The 19,864-nt window shown below is 44.9% G+C and carries 13 protein-coding genes; 6 read left to right on the forward strand and 7 right to left on the reverse strand.

The features are described from left to right. The first annotated feature begins 50 nt into the window (after positions 1–50). Positions 51–791: a hypothetical protein gene (locus tag APA_RS08950; RefSeq protein WP_201321944.1), complete on the forward strand. Its 741-nt coding sequence runs from the start codon at positions 51–53 to the stop codon at positions 789–791. A gap of 65 nt (positions 792–856) precedes the next feature. Here the strand turns inward: APA_RS08950 and APA_RS08955 are convergent, their stop codons facing one another. Genes APA_RS08955 through map form a run of 3 tightly spaced genes read right to left on the reverse strand, consistent with a single transcriptional unit; the run spans position 857 to position 3,591 of the window. Continuing rightward, a complete protein-coding gene (locus APA_RS08955; protein WP_201321945.1) occupies positions 857–2,011 on the reverse strand; it encodes a LysM peptidoglycan-binding domain-containing protein in 1,155 nt (384 codons plus the stop codon). Positions 2,012–2,018: 7 nt separating this feature from the next. Next, positions 2,019–2,693, reverse strand: coding sequence for an SDR family oxidoreductase (locus APA_RS08960; protein ID WP_201321946.1), 675 nt, complete (start codon positions 2,691–2,693; stop codon positions 2,019–2,021). 52 nt (positions 2,694–2,745) lie between these two features. Then, the gene (gene map / locus APA_RS08965; RefSeq protein WP_201321947.1) at positions 2,746–3,591 is read right to left on the reverse strand and encodes a type I methionyl aminopeptidase; all 846 of its coding nucleotides are present in this window, start codon (positions 3,589–3,591) and stop codon (positions 2,746–2,748) included. A 257-nt stretch (positions 3,592–3,848) separates the two neighbouring features. Between map and APA_RS08970 the strand changes: the two genes are divergently transcribed. Continuing rightward, positions 3,849–5,279 (forward strand): type IV pilus twitching motility protein PilT, encoded by a 1,431-nt coding sequence (locus APA_RS08970; protein WP_201321948.1) that lies wholly within the window; start codon positions 3,849–3,851, stop codon positions 5,277–5,279. A gap of 165 nt (positions 5,280–5,444) precedes the next feature. Here the strand turns inward: APA_RS08970 and APA_RS08975 are convergent, their stop codons facing one another. The 3 genes from APA_RS08975 to APA_RS08985 all read right to left on the reverse strand — a co-directional run bounded on the left by APA_RS08975 (position 5,445) and on the right by APA_RS08985 (position 8,488). Continuing rightward, entirely contained in the window at positions 5,445–5,660 is a 216-nt protein-coding gene (locus APA_RS08975) for a transposase (RefSeq protein ID WP_201321949.1), read from the reverse strand. A gap of 229 nt (positions 5,661–5,889) precedes the next feature. Then, complete coding sequence (locus APA_RS08980; RefSeq protein WP_201321950.1) at positions 5,890–7,365, reverse strand: pitrilysin family protein; 1,476 nt, start codon at positions 7,363–7,365, stop codon at positions 5,890–5,892. Positions 7,366–7,369: 4 nt separating this feature from the next. Then, the gene (locus tag APA_RS08985) at positions 7,370–8,488 is read right to left on the reverse strand and encodes an aromatic ring-hydroxylating dioxygenase subunit alpha (protein ID WP_201321951.1); all 1,119 of its coding nucleotides are present in this window, start codon (positions 8,486–8,488) and stop codon (positions 7,370–7,372) included. A gap of 175 nt (positions 8,489–8,663) precedes the next feature. Between APA_RS08985 and APA_RS08990 the strand changes: the two genes are divergently transcribed. The 4 genes from APA_RS08990 to APA_RS09005 all read left to right on the forward strand — a co-directional run bounded on the left by APA_RS08990 (position 8,664) and on the right by APA_RS09005 (position 15,515). Next, the gene (locus APA_RS08990) at positions 8,664–10,946 is read left to right on the forward strand and encodes a DUF533 domain-containing protein (protein WP_201321952.1); all 2,283 of its coding nucleotides are present in this window, start codon (positions 8,664–8,666) and stop codon (positions 10,944–10,946) included. 262 nt (positions 10,947–11,208) lie between these two features. After that, on the forward strand, positions 11,209–11,841 hold the full coding sequence (locus tag APA_RS08995; RefSeq protein ID WP_201321953.1) for a DUF3318 domain-containing protein: 633 nt from the start codon (positions 11,209–11,211) through the stop codon (positions 11,839–11,841). Positions 11,842–12,001: 160 nt separating this feature from the next. Continuing rightward, positions 12,002–13,294: a P-loop NTPase fold protein gene (locus APA_RS09000; RefSeq protein WP_201321954.1), complete on the forward strand. Its 1,293-nt coding sequence runs from the start codon at positions 12,002–12,004 to the stop codon at positions 13,292–13,294. Positions 13,295–13,580: 286 nt separating this feature from the next. Continuing rightward, positions 13,581–15,515, forward strand: coding sequence for a tetratricopeptide repeat protein (locus APA_RS09005; RefSeq protein WP_201321955.1), 1,935 nt, complete (start codon positions 13,581–13,583; stop codon positions 15,513–15,515). A 46-nt stretch (positions 15,516–15,561) separates the two neighbouring features. On the opposite strand, the gene APA_RS09010 is transcribed toward APA_RS09005, so the two are convergent. After that, positions 15,562–19,860, reverse strand: coding sequence for a hypothetical protein (locus APA_RS09010; protein ID WP_201321956.1), 4,299 nt, complete (start codon positions 19,858–19,860; stop codon positions 15,562–15,564). Positions 19,861–19,864: the final 4 nt, after the last annotated feature.

Raw genomic sequence — 19,864 nt, forward strand, 5'->3', positions numbered from 1 at the left:
AGCTACCTTGCAGGTTGCCTAATAGCAATTATTAGCTAAACAAGTCTGTGATGGCAACACCCCAACCCCAAAAGCGTCTCCGCAAGAAAAAAAAGCCGCCTAAGAAATTTAGACTAAGTTATAGTCTGATTCTTCTATTTGCCATGATCATTGTGGGATCTGTGGCTGGACTAGTCGCCTTTAGTTTTGGGAAACAAGCATTGGAGGGAGTTAATCCCTCACCTGCAGGAATAAAATTGCCTAAAGCGAGTCCAGTCTCTAAACCTAAAGAGTCCCCAAAAGCATCACCTCAAAGTCAAACTGATGGTAAAACTTCTTTTCTTTTAGATGAAGCTGAAGTTATTGCCGAAATGAAAGCCCGATCGCAGCAAGAATTAGGGGGACTAACTCGACCAGCTTTTGTGGCAAAGGCAAATATTAGTGATCGCAAAAGAATATATACCAGAGTTGATCGCGCTTATAACTCAATGCGTGATCCTCTAGCAGTTTCTGCCGATGCTGATGATCGGATTGCGGCAAGAATTGCGGCTCTAAGGCAGAGGGTTTATACCAGCAGTCGCACCGACGACATTAGATTTGCTCGATCTTTTGCGAATGGGAGCAACAGTCCAGCTTTACTATCTACATCAGTAGAGCTAACTCCGATTCGTAGTCGCTGGGAAGACCGTGACGCATCTGTAGTTGGTAAGCCTCAACAAGTTAATGTCGAGGTTATAGAGGCTGCACCACAGTCAACAGGTGGCTTTTTTATTCCTGCTCAACAATCACCTAGTGCGAACCCAAAAGAATAGAGGTGGCGCTTTGCTCCACCTCTATTCAGCATAGTAAAAAGGGATTGCTTCGCAATCCCTTTTTACTATGCTGATCTTGATTGACGGTTGGAGCGAAATGAAAATCTTTGGGGAGAGATATTGCCAGTCGAGATCGATTGTCTTGCTAGTTCAGCGCGTTCGCGTGATTTAGTCATGGCAGCTGTACCGCCAAAGGTTTCGCGCAGAGTTAAGTAACTTTGGATGATAAGTGCTTCATTATCAGTAGAGCTTTGCGCAACTTGGGCAGGCGTTAGACGCGATCGCGAGATCGCATCAGCAACGCAAGAAATCACATGGCTAGGACGGTTGACATGGTGATCGAGCAGGAGCGCCACCGCAAATTCTGAGTTTAGGATTTGCGAAAGGGCAAAGCCTTGCAAAGCTTGGGTGGGAGTAAAATAAAAGCGATCGAGTCGTGAAATCGCGTGCAGCACTTGTACCGATTGCACTAGCGAATCCATGCCTGCGATCGCAAACCGTAACGCCCAAAGCGGTTGTCGCATTAGGTTTTTATCGGCAGCGCTAACTAGACGATTACCATTGAGGGACATCCAACCTGTGATCCCATCTAGAGAAGTTACATCTAATCCAAACTGACCAAAATAATATTGAAATTCAGATGGATAGCGCCTTTTTAGATTATTAAGTAAAGCAGGTAGCTCGCCCTGCTGCTCCGCAGATCCCAATGTCCACTGGAATATGCCAAAACTTAAGTACTGGCTGTCCCAAGTATTAATCGCATCAAGGCTGCCTTCATTTGCTGACGTTACCAGCATTACCTTGATTTCTGAAGGACTCATCTGCACTTGTTGTAATAAACCTGAGCCATAGACGATAAAGTCTTGTAGTTTAAATATTCCAAGTCTATAAAGTCCCAGATCCTTAGTTTTGGCAAATGGCTCTTGCTGCCCAGTATTTAATAATTTGGCAATTACATCACTGCCAACGGTAGTAAAGGAAATTGCAATTTTATTGGGTGGATGAACTCCCTGCAATGTATTCCTGACCATCGTAACTTCAGGATTTTGAGCGGGCGGCGGCGCTGCCACGGGAATCAGCAGCTTCTGACCGATTTGTAAACTGGCAGGATTAGTAATGTTATTAATACGCGCAATCTCGCGCCAATCAGCATTTGCGCCAAAAAACCGTTTCGCGATCGCAGATAGGGTGTCTCCAGCCTTAACAATATATTCCTGCATAGCCATCTCACAAATCGAACGTCTCAAACTCTACTGGTTTAAACAACATATTGAGATCAATTGCTGAAAAAACTTTATTATTTGCGTTCTCAGAATTTAAGCAGTCAAATACCAACTTTGCTACATCAGCTCGATGGATAATTCCCGCAACCGTAGGATCTTCCGTAAGCACTGCGTTTCCTGTCGCAGCTTCTGACTTCAAACCACCAGGGCGAATAATCGTGTAGGTTAAGCCACTTGCCGCTAGATGCTGTTCGGCTTTTTCTTTTTCTTTGAGAATTGGGCCTAAAGTCTGCAAAACCTGCGGTGAGATCGCCACTACACTATTACCGCTACCAATCGAAGAAACCAGTATAAATTTCTTGACTCCCGCCTTTACAGCAGCATCAATCAGATTTTTATTACCTTCACAGTCGGCACGTTCACCGCGATCGCTTGGCAAACCACCCATGGTTGTAATCACGACATCGATCTCATTACCCTGCAACGACGCTTCAAGCTCAGCGGAATTTAGGGCATCGCCAAACATTACCTTTGCACCCAGAGCTTCTAGCTCGACTGCATAGGTGGGATTGCGGAGCAATACTTTTAAATTTACTGACGGGGGTTCATTCTCTAGTAATAATTTGGCAATCTCACGCCCAACTCCACGACTAGAGCCAGCTAAAAAAATATTTTGCATAATTTTTTAGCTATCAATCCCTGCTACATAAGGACTGATAGCTGAAGTTTGATTAAACTTTGGAGCGATCGGTAAAAATTTCATAACCAGTTTCAGTCACTAAAACAGTATGTTCAAACTGAGCCGAAAGTTGATTGTCTACGGTTACGGCTGTCCACTTATCAGCCAGAACCCTTACTCGCTTTGAACCAGCATTCAAAATTGGCTCGATCGCTAAAGTCATACCTGGGCGAAAACGCACATTCGGTAACTGATGGGTTCGGAAATTAAATACTGAAGGCTCTTCGTGCAGATTTCGACCTACTCCATGACCAGTAAAATCTTCGACGATCGCAAAACCATTTGCCTTAACGTGATCCTCAATTGCCCCAGCCAAATCGAGCATACAATTACCTGGCTTCACCTGTTCAATCCCCTTAAACAGGGCTTCTTCAGCCACACGCATTAACTTAGCGGCTTTCTCACTGACATTGCCAACTGCTACCGTAATGCAAGAATCACCATGAAATCCATTTTTAAAAGCGCCAGTATCAATCTTGACTAGATCGCCGAGCTTAATCACTTTCCTAGCATTAGGTATGCCATGTACGACCTCATTATTAATGCTAGAGCAGATGCTGGCAGGAAAGCCACAATAGCCCTTGAAACTAGGTACAGCACCCATCTCACGAATCCGCTTTTCCGCATGAGCATCAAGATCCATCGTGGTCATCCCAGGAGCCATAATCTCTGAAATTTCCTTGAGTACTGTCGCCACAATGCGAGATGATTCACGCATATAGTCCAACTCGCGTTGAGACTTAATTTCAATGCCTTTGGTTTGCTTAGGAGTTGATTGCTTTGAAGGTTTTTTGCTTTCTGCGCTCGGTTTAGATCGCAGGGCACTGAGAATATTCATTAATTATTTGAGGATAGTATTTACAAGGGCTAATATATTTTTAGCCTATTCAGTCACAGGATTGGTTATTTTTAGGTCAAACAACAGAATTTGAATAAGTACCTCGACATAATTAAAAACCCAAAACCAAAAACTGCACCGCCCGCGCTGCGGGCGGCGCAGTTTTTGGGGTTTTATATTTAATCGAGTGTAGTTACTTAGCAAAAAGCTCCTCATCAAACCTGATCGCCAACTACAGCACTTTTCGAGGTTCAACTATGACGCAATCTGGGATGCCTCCCGTACCGCCGCCCTCCTCTGGTGGTGGTGTGCCACTGCCACGTACAAACCCCGCCGCAACCGCCCAGCAGCGTGTCGCTCCTCCTACCAATCCTCAAGCCCCTCCCAATCCCCAAGCAGCACAACAAGCTCGTGCAGCGCTTACTCCTGCACAGCAGCAACAAGCAATGGCTGCACAGCAAGCTCGTGCGGCCGCCGCCGCCCGTCAAGCTCAGATGTCAATCCCGACAGATACGCAAGTCACTAGCGTGCCACCGCCACCAAATCCTCGTCCGCCAATTCGTCCGGGTCCACCGCCAAACTTACCTGGGCTAGGTGTACCAGCGATTTTGCAGCGTACTACGGGACAGCCAACCCTCGCGCAGATTGTCAAAGATGCTCATGAACAAGGATGTTCTGATGTTCATGCGGGGATAAATGAACCAGTTCGATTTCGGAGTCGGGGCTTAATGGTTACACAGGAGCAATATCCTGTTCCAGACAAGCAGACCTTTGACACTTGGCTGACGGAAATTATGGATGATAAGCAAATCCAGCAATTTCGGGACACTTTAGAATTTGATGGTGCTACTCAGTACGAATTTGCCCGTTGTCGGATCAATGTTTTTGATTCGTTGCGTGGCTCGGCGATGGTACTGCGACTGATTCCTCTAAAGATTCTGTCGATTGATCAGTTGGGATTGCCAGAGGTATTCCGTGAACTTTGCTATACCCATAAAGGGTTAATTCTGGTAACTGGCCCAACTGGTTCAGGAAAATCCACCACCTTGGCGGCGATGGTGGACTTCATCAATACGGAAATGCAGAAGCATTTGATTTCTATTGAAGATCCGATTGAATTTGTGCATCAAAGTAAAAAGGCGCTGATCAAACAACGGGAAGTTGGCATCCATACTCTGAAGTTTGACAATGCCTTGAAGGCAGCTTTGCGCGAAGATCCCGACATCATTCTGATTGGGGAAATGCGTGACAAAGAAACCGTTAACACGGCGCTGAAGGCTGCTCAAACTGGTCACTTAGTATTTGGAACACTGCACACTAACAGTGCGGTTAAAACGATTGAGCGGATTCTCAACCTTTATGAACCTGAACAGCAAGCTCCAATGCGGATTCAAGTTTCTGAATCTTTGGTAGGAGTTATTGCTCAATCGCTGGTGCGGACTACGGATGGCAAGCGAGCGGCGGTTCATGAAATCATGATCAATACTGATGCTGTGCGTGACTACATCAAGCGCGGTGAAGTGGATGAGATTGAAGCCCTAATTCCTAAATGTACCTATGAGGGAATGGTAAACATGAACCAATCACTTTATAAGCTCTACGAAGATGGTCGGATTACCGAAGAAACCGCTGTAGAGAACTCTCCTAAGCCAAATGAAATGGCGCAAATGTTGCGTGGTCGTATGTAAAAAATAGTAATTGTACTTCGGGGTGGACACTATAATTGCCCCTAGAAAGCTAACAATGCTACTTACGTATCTCAATTGATAAGGTTGCATCCCTACGGGATGCAACCTTATCAATTTTTTATGCGATTTGAATTGGGCGATTTGTTGGGTAGACCTAATACCAAATCACAAAAGAGAGGCAACAGATAGAGCGTCCAGTATGGAATCTCTACCGACAAGGGAAGCAATGACAGATTTAGTCATCTCGGAGAGACGATTCTTGAGCAAAAGCCGCAACTCATCCATGTTTTTGGGTAAGGCAAAGCGCAACCCTTGCTTCAAATGTAACCAGACCCGCTCAATCGGGTTTAATTCGGGAGAATGAGCAGGTTGAAATATCAAAATGATATATTGAGTTAGGTGCGATCGCTTTTTGCGGGGTTGTGGCTGGAGCGATCGCGGTTTGTTGAGATTGAATTGGGGGCGATCGCTTTATACCAATCCTCGAAAATATCGGCACACTTTTTAGAACTCAAAAACTAGCCCAGTAAGGTTTTTGAGTTCTAGAAATGACGTTACAATTTTGAGGATCGGGACAACTCAATCTATCCAGCTATCCATAGAAATTTTCTCATAAATCAGTAATAACATTAACAGCCTTCTTTTTCCGCTTACGCCGCCACACTCTATACACAATCCATCCTCCCAAAATGACTACGATCGCTCCAGCAACTTGCAAGCCAAAGATTAAAGTGATTGCAGGTTGATGTATCCCCACAAAGCGACGCTGCGGCACAAAGTAGGTTTGCACAACTCGCACCAGATCCTGAGCCGAAACCTTCTCAATCTCAGTGACATAATCTGGAACAGGTTCCGTATCTGAAAGTATTGCTGACCAATACATCAACGAATCCGCGATCGCGCCATTACTCTCCCTAGAGATTGACCAAGAGCGAATCAAACTCGTTTTCGCCTCTGCCAAACGTTTTGCATCTATCTTCCCTTGGCGTACATTCTCAATATAGCTATCCACAAGCTGCAAAATCGTATCGCGATGCTTCTCCTCAGAGCGAGTAGTAACGGCAAAATATCCCACGTCACGATAGCTGCTATTAAATGCTGACAGACTGTAAACCAATCCCCGCTTTGTGCGAATTTCTTCAGACAGATCGCGACTCATCATTTTTGCTAAAACATCAAGACTCCAGCGATCGCTATGTCCATCTCCAACAGTTCGCGTACCAGTGACTAAGCGAATCTGATCGTTGAGCATTGGCCCTGCAACCTTGACTCGATAAGCTCCTCTATCAGCCGCAGATGCTGTCACAATGTCTGTAGGCTTACCCTGCGATCGCAAATCACCAAAGTACCTTGCTACCATAGGTTGCAACTTCGATGCTTCAACATTGCCAACCACGATTAGAGTCGCATTTTTGGTGTTGTAATATTGCTTATAATAATCCAGCAACATATTGCGATCGATCCGCTTTAGCGAATCCTCTTCCCCAATAACCGTCATCGTCAAAGTTGAATTTGGGAATAGCGCTTTTTCTACCTCGCGCCATAAGTCATAACCATATCCCCATGCTTCCAATTGGTTGATGAACCATCCATATTGTCCTCCCTTCTCTTGAAAAACAACATGACGTTCTTTTTCAACCTTATTCGCAGGAAATGTCGGATGAAAAACTATCTGTGATAGCCAATCCAAAGCGATTTCAACATCGAGATCGGCAACCTGAGCATAGTAGCCAGTCTGCTCTTTATTTGTCCAACCATTCCACGATCCACCAATATTCGCGATCGTATCTTTAACTTGTTCCTCGGTCCAACGCTCTGTACCTGTAAAGACCATATGCTCAACATAATGGGAAATTCCATTATTAAAGGCTGTCTCATTTCGCGAACCAGTTTGGATCACTAGATAAACGATCGCAGATTTGCTGTCAGGACGATATTGATGCCACACCCGCAAACCATTCTCTAGCTGATAACGATTCAACGGAATTGGAGGATTAGACTTAGCCGCTAGCACTGTAGGCGCAAAAGCTGTCACCATAGATAAAAGAAACAGTGGCAGTAAAATAAAATCACGAATTAACTTCATATCGTCACGAAGAGGTTGCTATGGTAGGTACTTCCTGCATCACCCATGAATTTGCCAGTTCAGGATTTTCGCGTCTTGCAGGAGAAGGAATGACTAACGCTCTCATATTGGCATATTCAGATTGAATGAGAGAAGTATCGATCTCCCAACCCATATCAATATACTTGTTCCTCATTTTCCGAAAATCAATTTGAATTGCATCGCTCCGTACATGCAATTCTGCGCTGAGGTCATAAGGGACTACTTGAGGACGTTGCTCTGAAACCGTCTGGCGATCTTCATCAAAAATCTTGATGACACGACCTACGCTATCGCGATCAAATAATTTATTAGTAAAGAAGCTGCGTAACTGGAGCCAAAGACTGCGCGTATGATGATCACTGACTGGTAAATGGCATACATAGAGGACAAAATCACCGATGGGCAAACATACCTGTAATCGAGTAATGTTGGGCATCCGATAGCCACCAGTTGTTTTTACAGGTGGACGTTCCTTACCACCGCGCAACAGTCCCCACATCCCTGAGGGTGGTGGCGGGTTTAGATATACGGTCGCATCACCGCCCCATTCTAACTTCTCAACTTCATAGCTTTCTACCTCAGGCTCATCGCGGTTACCAAAACTGCCAGCATGAACAAAGGGAGCATGAGCTATATCCATTCCGTTTTCCACGGCACGAGTATAATTCACATCCCATTCGTAATCTCCCCACAACGGCTTGTACTTAGGATCTTCATATTCCGAAAAGACAGGCATAGGCGGACGTTCAGCTTCAGGTAAATCGCCTAGGAAAGCCCAGATAAAACCGTATTTCTCCTCTGTTGGATAGCTATCTAAACGTGCCTTACGTGGAATTTGAATATCTTCTTGGTAAGATGGAATCTTTACACAAGTGCCATCGGATTTATATTCCCAGCCGTGATAGGGGCATACAACAGAGTCATGTTTCACGCAGCCACTACTTAACGCGCCTCCTCGATGAACACACAAATCACTCATGGCGATCGCTTTATGCTTACTGTTGCGATAAACGACCAGTTCTTGTCCCAGAGCTGTCACACGAATCGGCTTTTCTTTCGCCTCTGTACTCAAGCATAAGGCATACCAAAAGTTCTTTAACATCCTGATTTTGCTTTCACAGAAACTACTGCACGCAGTATATCGCAATCCCAAATGGTTTGTGAGAGAGTGTCATTTCGGGACACCCTTTCACAAACCATTTGGGGGTTTGGATTTGACTGGCGACAACCATGTGGTAATAAAGTATTATCTATTGCTGATTTTGACTGGGAATAACATGCCACAAAACTTTGCAGGCGAATATTTGCGCGGACGTTCTTTTAAAGGACAAGACTTGACAGGAGCTAACTTTAGTCGTGCGGATATTCGTAGCGCCGACTTTACAGGGGCAAATCTCACGGATGCAAATTTTACTAACGCCAAAGCAGGTTTGACCGATGCTCGGAAAGCGATCGCCATAATAGGATTGGTCGCCCTTGCTAGTGTGACAGGTATTTTCTCGTTTTTTCTGAGTACGGCGATCGCTAGAGAGACGACAGCAAGAACGGGGATAGAGACCATTCCTGGCACGCTTTTACTGATTGTGCTAGCTTTTGGGACTCAAGTTACTTTGCGGCAAGGCTTCAGTGTCCTAGATGGTTTCTTGTTTAATGGCATGGTAGTAACAACAGTCATGGCAACTTCAATCATTGCTTCTCATCGTTTGTTAAGTGAGTCGCTAGCTACCAGTACTCTTGCCATACTTTTGGCATTCGTAATCGCTAGATGTGTGGCGGCGATCGTTGCAAGTGCGGAGATGATTCGGGGGAAAGCTATGGGCGCATTTGTCGGCGCGATCGCGATCGTGGCTGCCTTCATCGGATGCCAGTTCGCCAATGCCCCTGCATGGAGTTCTTTGGGCGCAGTGGGTTTAGGAATATATGTGGCGGTGCGGGCTGTAGCAGGTGATGTAGAACATACTGCCATTCATAATTTTGCAGTAGCCATTGCCGCATTTTTAGGAACTAGCTTTCGTGAGGCAGATCTCACCAATACCAATTTTTCTCAAGCCCGATTAAATAGTGCCGACTTTAGAAAAGCAATTTTGATGCGATCGCGCTTTTATGAAACCGAGCAGCTATTGCTAGCGAGAGTAGATCGTGGCTCGATTTTGAGCCAGCCAGCCTTATTGCATCTATTGGTCACAGGTAATGGCAGAAAGCAATCCTATGTGGGGATGGACTTTCAAGGGGCAAATCTAATTGGAGCCGACCTCATTGGAGCAAATTTAAGGGAAGTAGACTTGCGCGGCGCTACTTTAAAAAGTGCAAATTTGGAAAGTGCCAATCTCACCTTGACCAATGCTGTTGGTACAGATTTTAGCAACGCTCTATTTACAGGAATCTGTCTGGATCGATGGACTATTGATGCTACTACTAATCTCACACAGGTTGACTGTCGTTATATCTATTTGCAGTCTGTTTTAACGCAAGATTTAACACAAGACAGTCGATTGGAACGCATACCAACTCAAGGCGACTGGCTATCAGGAGAATTTACCCGCCTGTATACAGTCGCCGATCGCCAATCTGAAAGTGTCTTTGATTCGACATCGTTAGATGAGTCGGCGATTAATCGCGATGAGATCTTAGCTAGTCTGATGATTTTGATACAGGTCGCGATCGCAGACAATCATATAGATGAGCAAGAAAAAGCGATTCTAGAAGATGCAATTGCTGCTCTGGATCTTCAAGAAGAGATTACGCTTGAACGACTTTTAGAAGAGCATATTTCCATCAATGATCTGCTTAACAAAATCAATAGTCCCTTGATCAAAGAGCAGTTATATCAATCAGCCTACATCATGGCAAAATCCGATAGTGATGTCAGTAGACCAGAAACAGAACTCTTGCGGATGATCCAAGATAAATTTACATTGGCAGATGGCACGGTTGAGAAACTGACAGCGATCGTCGATGCTGCTCAAAACATGTCGATTTCAGAGCAAATGGAAGCGATCGCCGATCCTGAGAAGCGCGAACTAGCAGTTAATACCAATGTGCGCCTATTTGCAATTATGCACGCTGTGGGTGGCGCGATGCCCACCCCTGGATTTGCCACCGTCAGTCATTTGATGATTTATAAAGATCAGGTAGAGCTAGTACAGAAAATTGGCAAAATTTGGGGATATCCAGCGAACCATGCTTCTCCAGATTTTAATAAAGTTGTGTTTGGTAGTGTGGGTGCTACGGCGGCAAGAATTGCACTCTCAAATATCGTACTTCTGATCCCTGTAGCTGGGAGCATTATCAGCGGTTCTGCGGCCTTTAGTATGACTTGGGCAATTGGTAACCTCGCAAATCAATATTTTGCTGAAGGCTGCGAAATCGATGATGTGACGCTAGCAGAACTATTTTCTAACGCTAAATCTGAAGGAAAACGCACTTTTCAAGATCTGCAAAAGGCAATTGCTGACAAGCAGAAAGAACTCACACCTGCGATCGCGGCTTTGCAAGAGAAATTTAAAGCAGGAAAGATTAGTGAAAATGATTATATTCGTGAGATCAAAGAAATCGCGTAAGCGAGCACCACAATAATTTTTTTGAAAGTGTTGCGAAGCAACACTTTCAAAAAAATTATTGATTCGGGTTTAAGCGCAAAGCGCTGTAAGAGGCTCATGCCCAGAGTATAATCTTAAGGTAATAATTAAACCCAAAATTATTGCGTCGGGCTACGCCAGACGTAATAATTTTGGGTTTAATAAAGTGCAAGTAGTTAAAACTTATACTAAAATCTAGATTTAGTGATAAGTCCCCAAAAATTCTGAACTTTGACGAAGATTCATGCCATCTCCAACTTCTTCCTCCCTCCGAAATACCTTTGCCAGAACTGAGATCCGCCGTCTGCAAGACTTGCTGCCGCCAGAGTTACAGGCATGGGTAAAAGTGCTTAATGCTGATGGTGTCCGCCCACCCCTAATCGCCTGTGAAGAAGCTGGCGGCGATGAAGTGGTGATTTTAGTCGATATGGTGCGCTGGGAACGTATGGCTGAGGATCAGCGCAATTTGCTGTATTGGCATGAGGTCGCCCGTATTCAAAATGACGCAGTGCCAAAAGATGGCTGGGAAGTCGCAGCACTAGCGATCGGGCTAGGTGGTGCGGTTGGTGAACTTTGGGTACAAAACGGTTTACTATTTGTGCTGGCGCTGGGTATTTGTGGTGTGGCAGGGTTTCAGCTATGGCGCAAGGGAACTAGCAAAAAAGACATTCGTAACTTGATCGAGGCTGATCAAGGCGCAATTCGCCTAGCTGTTCGTAATGGCTATCCTTTGCCTGCGGCTTATAAAAGTTTAGGCAGTGGGCTGAAGATTATGCTCAGTGATGCGTCAAAGGGGCGATCGCGTACATTGATCGAAAAGCGTCTGGATGCATTACGCAATGAGGCAAATAAAGCCAGACAAAATTACGGAAATTAAATACCAACAAAAAAACAGGACGCAAAGCGTCCTGTTTTTTTAAATATCTTAGCGATCGCAAGCTTTCTGCTTGTTTAAAACAGATATAGCTCTAATCATTAGTGCTAAAATCCTCAAGATTATCTAATATCGCTGTTGATACGCTCGCTATGTAATGCTTATGAATCCTACTCGCCGCGAACAACTGAGAGATCTCCGTCAAAGACTTCAGGTTTCACCCTTACTCGATCGCGAATCATTGGCAGCCTATCGGGTGGAGTATGGTGAGGATGTGTTGGCACAACTGGAAGAGCTGATCGAAGATTGCTCAAATACCAGTAATCAGTTTATTTTTTCGGGACATACGGGTTGTGGTAAATCTACGCTCTTGGCTGAGCTAAAAAATCGGATTGAGGGGCGGTTCTTTACGGTATTCTTTTCGATCGCAGAGTCTTTAGAGCGCTCAAGCGTTAACCATATCAATATTTTGTTTTTGATAGCAGTCGAGATGATGCGTCGTGCTGAGGAACAAAAAATTGCGATCGCCCCTAAACAAAAAGAACTTTTTTATCGTTGGTTTGATAAACATACACAGATAGAAGAAGAAAATACTTCGGCAGAGTTGAGTGCTGGTTTTGATTTTCTGAAAGTATTGCAAGGCAAGATTAAGTCCGATGCAGCGATTCGCGATAAGTTTGAGACGGAATTTCGCAAAGATTTTCGTTCGCTGCGAGAAACGATTAACTTGATTGCGACGGAAATTAAACTGGCGAGTAAATTAGAGGTTGTCGTAATTATTGATGATATTGACAAGCTGGATCTGAGTACAGTTCGGAATATTTTTAAGGACAATATTAAGGCGCTTTTGCAAACAGAATTTGCAGTTTTATACACGATTCCGATCGCAACCTTACGGGATGGAGAGTTACGCTATAGCATCGAATCGGAAACTGAGAATCGGATTGTGTTTATGCCCGTTTTGAAGTTGTACGATCGCAAGAGTTTGTATCAGAAAAGTGCAGAACCAATTGAGGCAAATCTGAAGGTGTTGCGAGAGGTATTGCAAAAGCGCGACATTGATAATTTGATCGAGGTGGAAACTTTGGATCAATTGATTCTATTAAGTGGTGGGGTGTTGCGGGAATTGGTGCGATTGACTAATGAATGCAGTCGGTTAGCCTTGGTGAAGTTACGCAGTCTTTCTGAAGATCGGTGGTTTACGGTTAAGATTGATGCTGAGATTTTGCAGGAGGCGCTGAATAATTTACGCAATGACTATGCGATTACCTATGGCACTGCGGATTATGAAATTTTGAAGACTACCTATGAGAAGAAGGAGCCTGTTGATCCGAAGCAAAAGGAGTTTTTGACATTGCTGCATAATGTGAGCGTGATCGAATATCGCAATGCGGATACTTGGTATGGGTTACATCCTTTGGTGGTGGATTTGTTGAAATTACGCAAAGTGATTTGAAGGAAAAAGTCTTACAGAGTGCGGCACACAATAAGCTACCGTGTACACACAAGTCATAAAACCTAGCTAAGTCAACAATTAATCGCCCCCTAGCCCCCAATTCTGGGGGGACAAGAAAATAAAATCCTTTCAAAGTCCCCCAGAATTGGGGGATTTAGGGGGCTTAGATAAATCGAACGAAGACAGAGAGACTTGTGCGTAAACGTTAGCCTTTTTAAGAGAGGCTGGGGGGAATATACACCCTAAAATTAAAATGTAGACAATATGTACTGATTGCCTAGTAATTATGGAAGATGATGTCGTAGTTCAACAACAGAATGAGAAGAACTTGGCGCGGCTGATGGTGTCATTGGAGACGAGTGCGCCGCGTTTGTCGTTGTTGTTGGCGATATGTGAAGATGATGTGTTGCGAGATGAGTTGATTGGACGGTATGAGAAGGATTTGCCAAGAGGGATTGGGGCTTATCGGGTGAAGTTGGCGCGGGAGGAGCCGAGTTTGCGGATGGCTTTGGCAAATTTGGTGCAAAGGGAGCCAGCTTTGCATGGAAAGCCGATCGCGGTGGTGTCGGTGTTGGGCGCGGAGGTGTTGCGGACTTGGTTGCCTGTGATTGATTCTTCATCAAATGACGATCGCGTTGCTCAACAGACAGAACGAGAGAAGTTTTTTGGTTATTTGCAATGGACTAGGGAAGGCTTGCGGGAGTTTCCCTTTGCGATCGTGTTGTGGCTGACGCAGGAGCTTTATCGAGATATTGCGCGGAAGGCTCCTGACTTTTGGAGTTGGCGTGATGGGGTGTTTGAGTTTAAGTCGTTACGCAGATCGCTGATTGCGGGGGCGGTGGTGCGGGGAATGGGAATGGGAACTGGGGAGGATGTGGAAGACTTTCTCTATTCGATACCTGAGTTGGAGGAACGGATAGCGCAGGTGGTTGCAAAGTTTGGGGCGATGGATCGCAGTTTGATCACGCTGTATGGTCAGTTGGCAAGGATGTATGCGGCGCGACTGAGTGAGGGAGTTTCCGCAAATTTGGGATTTGAGAAGGATCTGGCGATCGATTATTTCCAAAAGACAATTGAGCTGCAAGAGCATTATGAATTGCAAGGGGAACTGGCGGAAACGCTGGAGGAGTTGGGCAGGTGTTTTTATTATCAAGATGAATATCCAAAAGCACTTTTGCAATATAATCGCGCCCTAAATATTTACCTCGAGATTGGCTCTCGTGTGGGAGAGGCGAACACATTAAAAGCGATCGGCGATGTATTGCAATTTCTCAAACGAAGCACCGAAGCCTTAGAGAGGTATGAAGCGGCGCTGGCGTTTTACCGCGAGATCGGCGATCGTTTGGGAGAGGCGAACACATTACAAGCGATCGGCGATGTATTGCAATTTCTCAACCGAAGCACCGAAGCCTTAGAGAGGTATGAGGCGGCGATGGCGTTTTACCGCGAGATTGGCGATCGTTTGGGAGAGGCGAACACATTAAAAGCGATCGGCATTGTTTTGCGATTTCTTGCCCGTCGCACAGAAGCATTAGAGAGGTATGAAGCGGCGATGGCAATTTACCGCGAGATTGGCGCTCGGTTGGGTGAGGCGAACACATTACTAGAGATCGGCGATGAATTGCAATTTCTTGCCCGTCGCACAGAAGCATTAGAGAGGTATGAAGCGGCGATGGCAATTTACCGCGAGATTGGCGCTCGGTTGGGTGAGGCGAACACATTACTAGAGATCGGCGATGAATTGCAATTTCTTGCCCGTCGCACAGAAGCATTAGAGAGGTATGAAGCGGCGATGGCAATTTACCGCGAGATTGGCGCTCGTTTGGGAGAGGCGAACACTTTAAAAGCGATCGGCGATGTATTGCAATTTCTTGACCGTCGCACAGAAGCATTAGAGAGGTATGAAGCGGCACTGGCGTTTTACCGCGAGATTGGCGATCGTTTGGGAGAGGCGAATGTCTTACATGAATATGGCAAGCTACAAGAAGATCCTAAAAGCGCTTTGGAATATCTTCAACAAGCCCAAAACCTTTACCGCGCGATTGGAGATCGCTACAGTCAAGGTAGAAACTTACGCATCATCGCTGAAATGCAGGAAAAGCAAAATCAACCAGAAGAAGCAATTAAATCTCTAGAAGAACGTTTGCAAATTGGTCAACAAATTAACTATCAGCCATTCGTAACACAAGCACAAGAAGCGATCGCTAGGCTAAAAAAGTAATTTATGAGATCGCGAATCGTCTACCTTTCAAGAAAAAACAAAGCGTTTACTCCCATGCTTCCAACTCGATCGCAACATTACGAAATAGCGCCAGAATGCGATCGCGCCGCACTTCAAAATTGGCAGCAACCAAAATAAACCCAATCCCTGCAAAGATGCCGAGCGCCCACATCAAGAAAGAATATTGGGTAACCAAAGTTACGGCTTGGGAGATCACTAGCAAAATAAAAGTGAACGTTCCCATAAATAGATAGGCACGGACTCGGAATGCTAGCCCCGCAACAATGAAGGCAGCGCTTAAGCCCCAAGTTGAGAGAGCAATACTGGGATTGGTAAAGGAATAGATAAAGGCAATTAGCCCCATTCCACCACTTAAAAGGCTTCTAAAAGCATGGCGTAGAGCTTTAGTGTTAGGCGATCGCAGATTTGGTTCAACTTGAGCAAAATATAGTCCAGTGAAGCCAATCACACAAATATTGATCAAAAATTTGAAGCTGGAGAATTCATTCAGACTCTGGGATACATTCTGGAAAATCGCCCAATCCCAGAGAAAAACAGTGATGTAAGTGGCGCGGATTTGGTCTTGGACTTTGGCATAGATAGCATAGAAAATTCCGACGATGATTAGACATGGAATCGCGATCGCACTTTGAGTTATAAACGCAAAAATCAACGGCAATGCGAAAGCTGAGTGATGCCAAGGCTGTTCTGCCCAGCCCCATTCTTCCCAAGGTGGCTGATATAGTATCGTCCCAAAGATACAGGCGATCGCGGCGGCGTAGGGCTGAATAAAGTTGTTGATTAGCCAAGGATTAGGAAAAGCGAAATATAGGAAATAGGCGATCGCACCAATCGCGGTAGTTAGCCCTATATAAATCCAGAGTTCTGATCCCCCTAAATCCCCTTTATAAATGGAACCTGAATCCATCCCCCCCTTTACAAGCGGGGCTAGGAGGGATCTCTTGCCCTGCGCGATCGCATAGGCAGCTAAGGCGATCGCAACACCGCCGCCGAGGACACCGCTAGTTGTGGCAGGATTTAAGAAGCTTCCTAATAATAGAAAGATCGCGCTCGCAGTCCAATGTAAATGCGCGGAAATGCCAATCTCTCTATATGAGAGTCGTAAATATGGGGCGATCCAGTTAGCGAATAGCTGGTAGGCGTAGGCGATCGCACAACCTAATACCGCAAGAACAACTAAACCATCGCCAAGGCTCCCACCTTGAGGACTAGACAGCATTTGATAGAAAAGCAGTTCGTAAGCAGAGAATGTGGCTACGACCATCGAGAGATAGGTGAGAGCTTTGAAAACAGGATTAGATTGAGAAGATCTGCGTCCGATGCCGATGCCGATCAGTGATGTACTCAGTGAAAATAAACCTGTGAGACTGCTAAAGTTGCCGATCCTTAATAACGAACCCATCACCCCATAAATTAATGGAATGATATCCCAACTGCGAGGATATTCATCTTTGCCTGTGCGTTTCATCCACCAATCGCCGCATAGCTGCGTTACGAATCCAAGCGCAATATTGGCGATCGCCAGCTCAATTGCTGAGCCATTGCTAATCACAACTGCGCCTGACGTGAGAAGTTCAACACTCCAAGCGATTCCCCATTCAGTCCAAAAAGGTGATTTACCTGTATCTTGCCAAATGCGATAAATCAACCCTAAAGTGACTAAAACGGTGCTGGGCAAAAGATTGACAAACAATTGATCGTCTTGATTAAAGCCAAAAACAAGCGCGGCTTGAGATGTTTGCAGAAGCAATAAAGCCGTGGAGAGAATCGCTGCCCAGATATCGAAGGCTTGGGAATAGGATTGATTTAAAGGTAAATTGAGGTTAGCAACATGGCGATCGCGGCGGTATTTGAGCCAATGATTAAGAACATATAGCAGTAATACGCTGACAACTGCTCCATTAATGCCAAAGGTTAACTGAGCAATATAGCCACCTCCAAATTTGAATTGCCAGAGGAGCGAGGCGATAAACAATAAGCCATAGCCAACTGTATTAAAGGTGGTCAACAGCGATTTACTGCGGCGAGTATTAACCAGCATCAGCGCAAAAGCAACACCCAATCCAATTACCCGTGAGCCATCGCCATTCCAAGTTAAAAACTGGGCGATCGCTAGTCCCGCAATGCTCAGTTTAATCGCCAAATCGCGATCGGCAAATTCGCGCCAAGTCCCTAAAAAAGTGAGAGAGATTGGGACGCATAGCCAAGCTATCCCCCAATAACTTGAGTTAACTAACAATTCGCTATTGTTAACTAAATTGCTACCAACAAGATTTCGTCCTGCAACAGAAGAACTCCACAGCAAGATATAGCTAAGCGCCGCTAAACTTGCGCCGATATGCCATGCACTATCGCGCCATGCTTGTAGATGAAGGTTTTCTCCTTTGGGGCGTAGGCTTAGCTTCCCAATCACCAAAACTCCACTCCATTCAACTAACATCGTGACTAAGAGAAATCCAGCCCATGCAAAGATGTCTGTGGAACGAGTGAAGAAGTAAAGCCCTGAGATGATCGCACTGAGAGTAACGATATGTGCGAAATAAACCAGACTATGCAAGTCTTTGCTTGTAGGCGAACGCCTTGCTTGGACGATGAATAGGGTTACTGCGGAAAGTGATAAGTTAACAAATATGGTGGACGGATAGCCAACGCTAAGAATGGTAAGTAAAACTCCAAATCCTAAAGCTAGTAATTCACCCGTATTTGCTAAATGATATTTTTGGCGATCGCGATAAATAGCCGCAATAACTAAAGTAATAATTAAATAGGGAAATAGTAAGATTCCAAATAAATTAATTTCAGATTGAGTCTGAAACCAAGTTAATAATTGCTGCGTGAAATCTCCTTTCCAAGCATCAGGAATAAGCCTTTGACCTAGCCAGAGAATTTGTAAACCCCAAAAGAATAAATAAGTTAAATCACTTGATTCCTCGCGTTTAATTAGGCGATCGCACAGCATCCATGCAATCAATAAACTAATCGTAAAAGTCTGCCAAGGATATTTGTCCCAAACCGATACCAGCCAACCTAATCCGAGGAGGATTTGACCGAGATTAGACTGAAATGTAATTGCTGATGGATTGGTTGTGGTTAAACTTGATGCTTCAGAAGACGATCGCAACTTTTCGGACTTGTTAGTAATTTGAACTAAAACCCAGCCGCAAACTCCAAAAGCTAAGCCTAATTTAAAAACGGAAACATTCCCAAATAAGAGCGCTCGACTAATGAGTAATACGGTACTGTAAGCTCCCGTAATCAGCGCCAATGGAAATGTCGAACTGTCGGCAGTATTTAAACTTTGGCGGCGATTGAGAAAGGTGGAGGTGGCAATGGCAATGATGCCCAGATAGACGGCGATTAATGGATAGTATGATGATAAGAACCAGCCGAGATGCAGCCAACCTAGAAACAAAATCGCCAAAATTGAGATTTGGCTAAGCTGCCTTTTTGTACGTTTTCGCGGTTTATTAGTTAACGAATCTTCAGATAAAATCTGAGCTTCTCGAAATACAAAGGATGTTTGTAATAGAAAAATTGCGATCGCTGAAAGTAAACAACCTGCGATCGCACTAAGCCCGATTCCCGCAGGATTTTTCAATAAGCCTAAGCCATCCATAGCCCAGAAATTAGCTGGTACTAAGAGCAGTGTCACTAACTGCAAAGCACGAGTGGTCATCCGCAGACGCTCATTTTTGCTTGTCCAGAAACCCACGCCAAAAAAGCCAAGGGTATAGGCTAGCAGCAATAAATATTGTATTTGTGGCGAAAAGTTATCCCATTGACTAGCGGCTAGCAAACCCGATGAAACCACAACCAGAAACACACCTAAAAACAACAGCCACATCGTGCTGAATTCAGAAAGTAGCGATCGCACAGTTTGAGCGACTTTGCTCGGCTCTTGCGGCGCTTTTACTTTTACGGGTATTTCGACAACACGCGATCGCGGCAATCTAGAGCCAGAAATATTCGCAGGTCGCAAAGTTGTTTCTGAATCTTCAAAATTATTAGCGGTCAATCTGGAAAGTACTGACTCAGCCGCTGTTGCTTTGATTTCGCAAACAAAGCGAGTTTCCCCAATCAGCTTTACTGACTTTTGAGTAATTAAGCCAAGCTCCAAGAATAAGTCTAGCCCTTGGAGAATCTGATCATTTTGAAATGCCACAATCGTCAGCCGATTTGCCGAACTTCGATTATTACGCCATTTAAAATCTATTTCAGAAATTAATCCCCACTCAAACCAAGCATCAAGCCCTTCAAGGACGACACTATAGGGGACTGAAATTTCCAGATCTAAGCGCAAATACTGCACGGGATTGGCTTGCATGGGC

Origin of the sequence: Pseudanabaena sp. lw0831, from assembly GCF_016584665.1 — a bacterium.
In the GTDB taxonomy this organism is placed as follows: domain Bacteria; phylum Cyanobacteriota; class Cyanobacteriia; order Pseudanabaenales; family Pseudanabaenaceae; genus Pseudanabaena.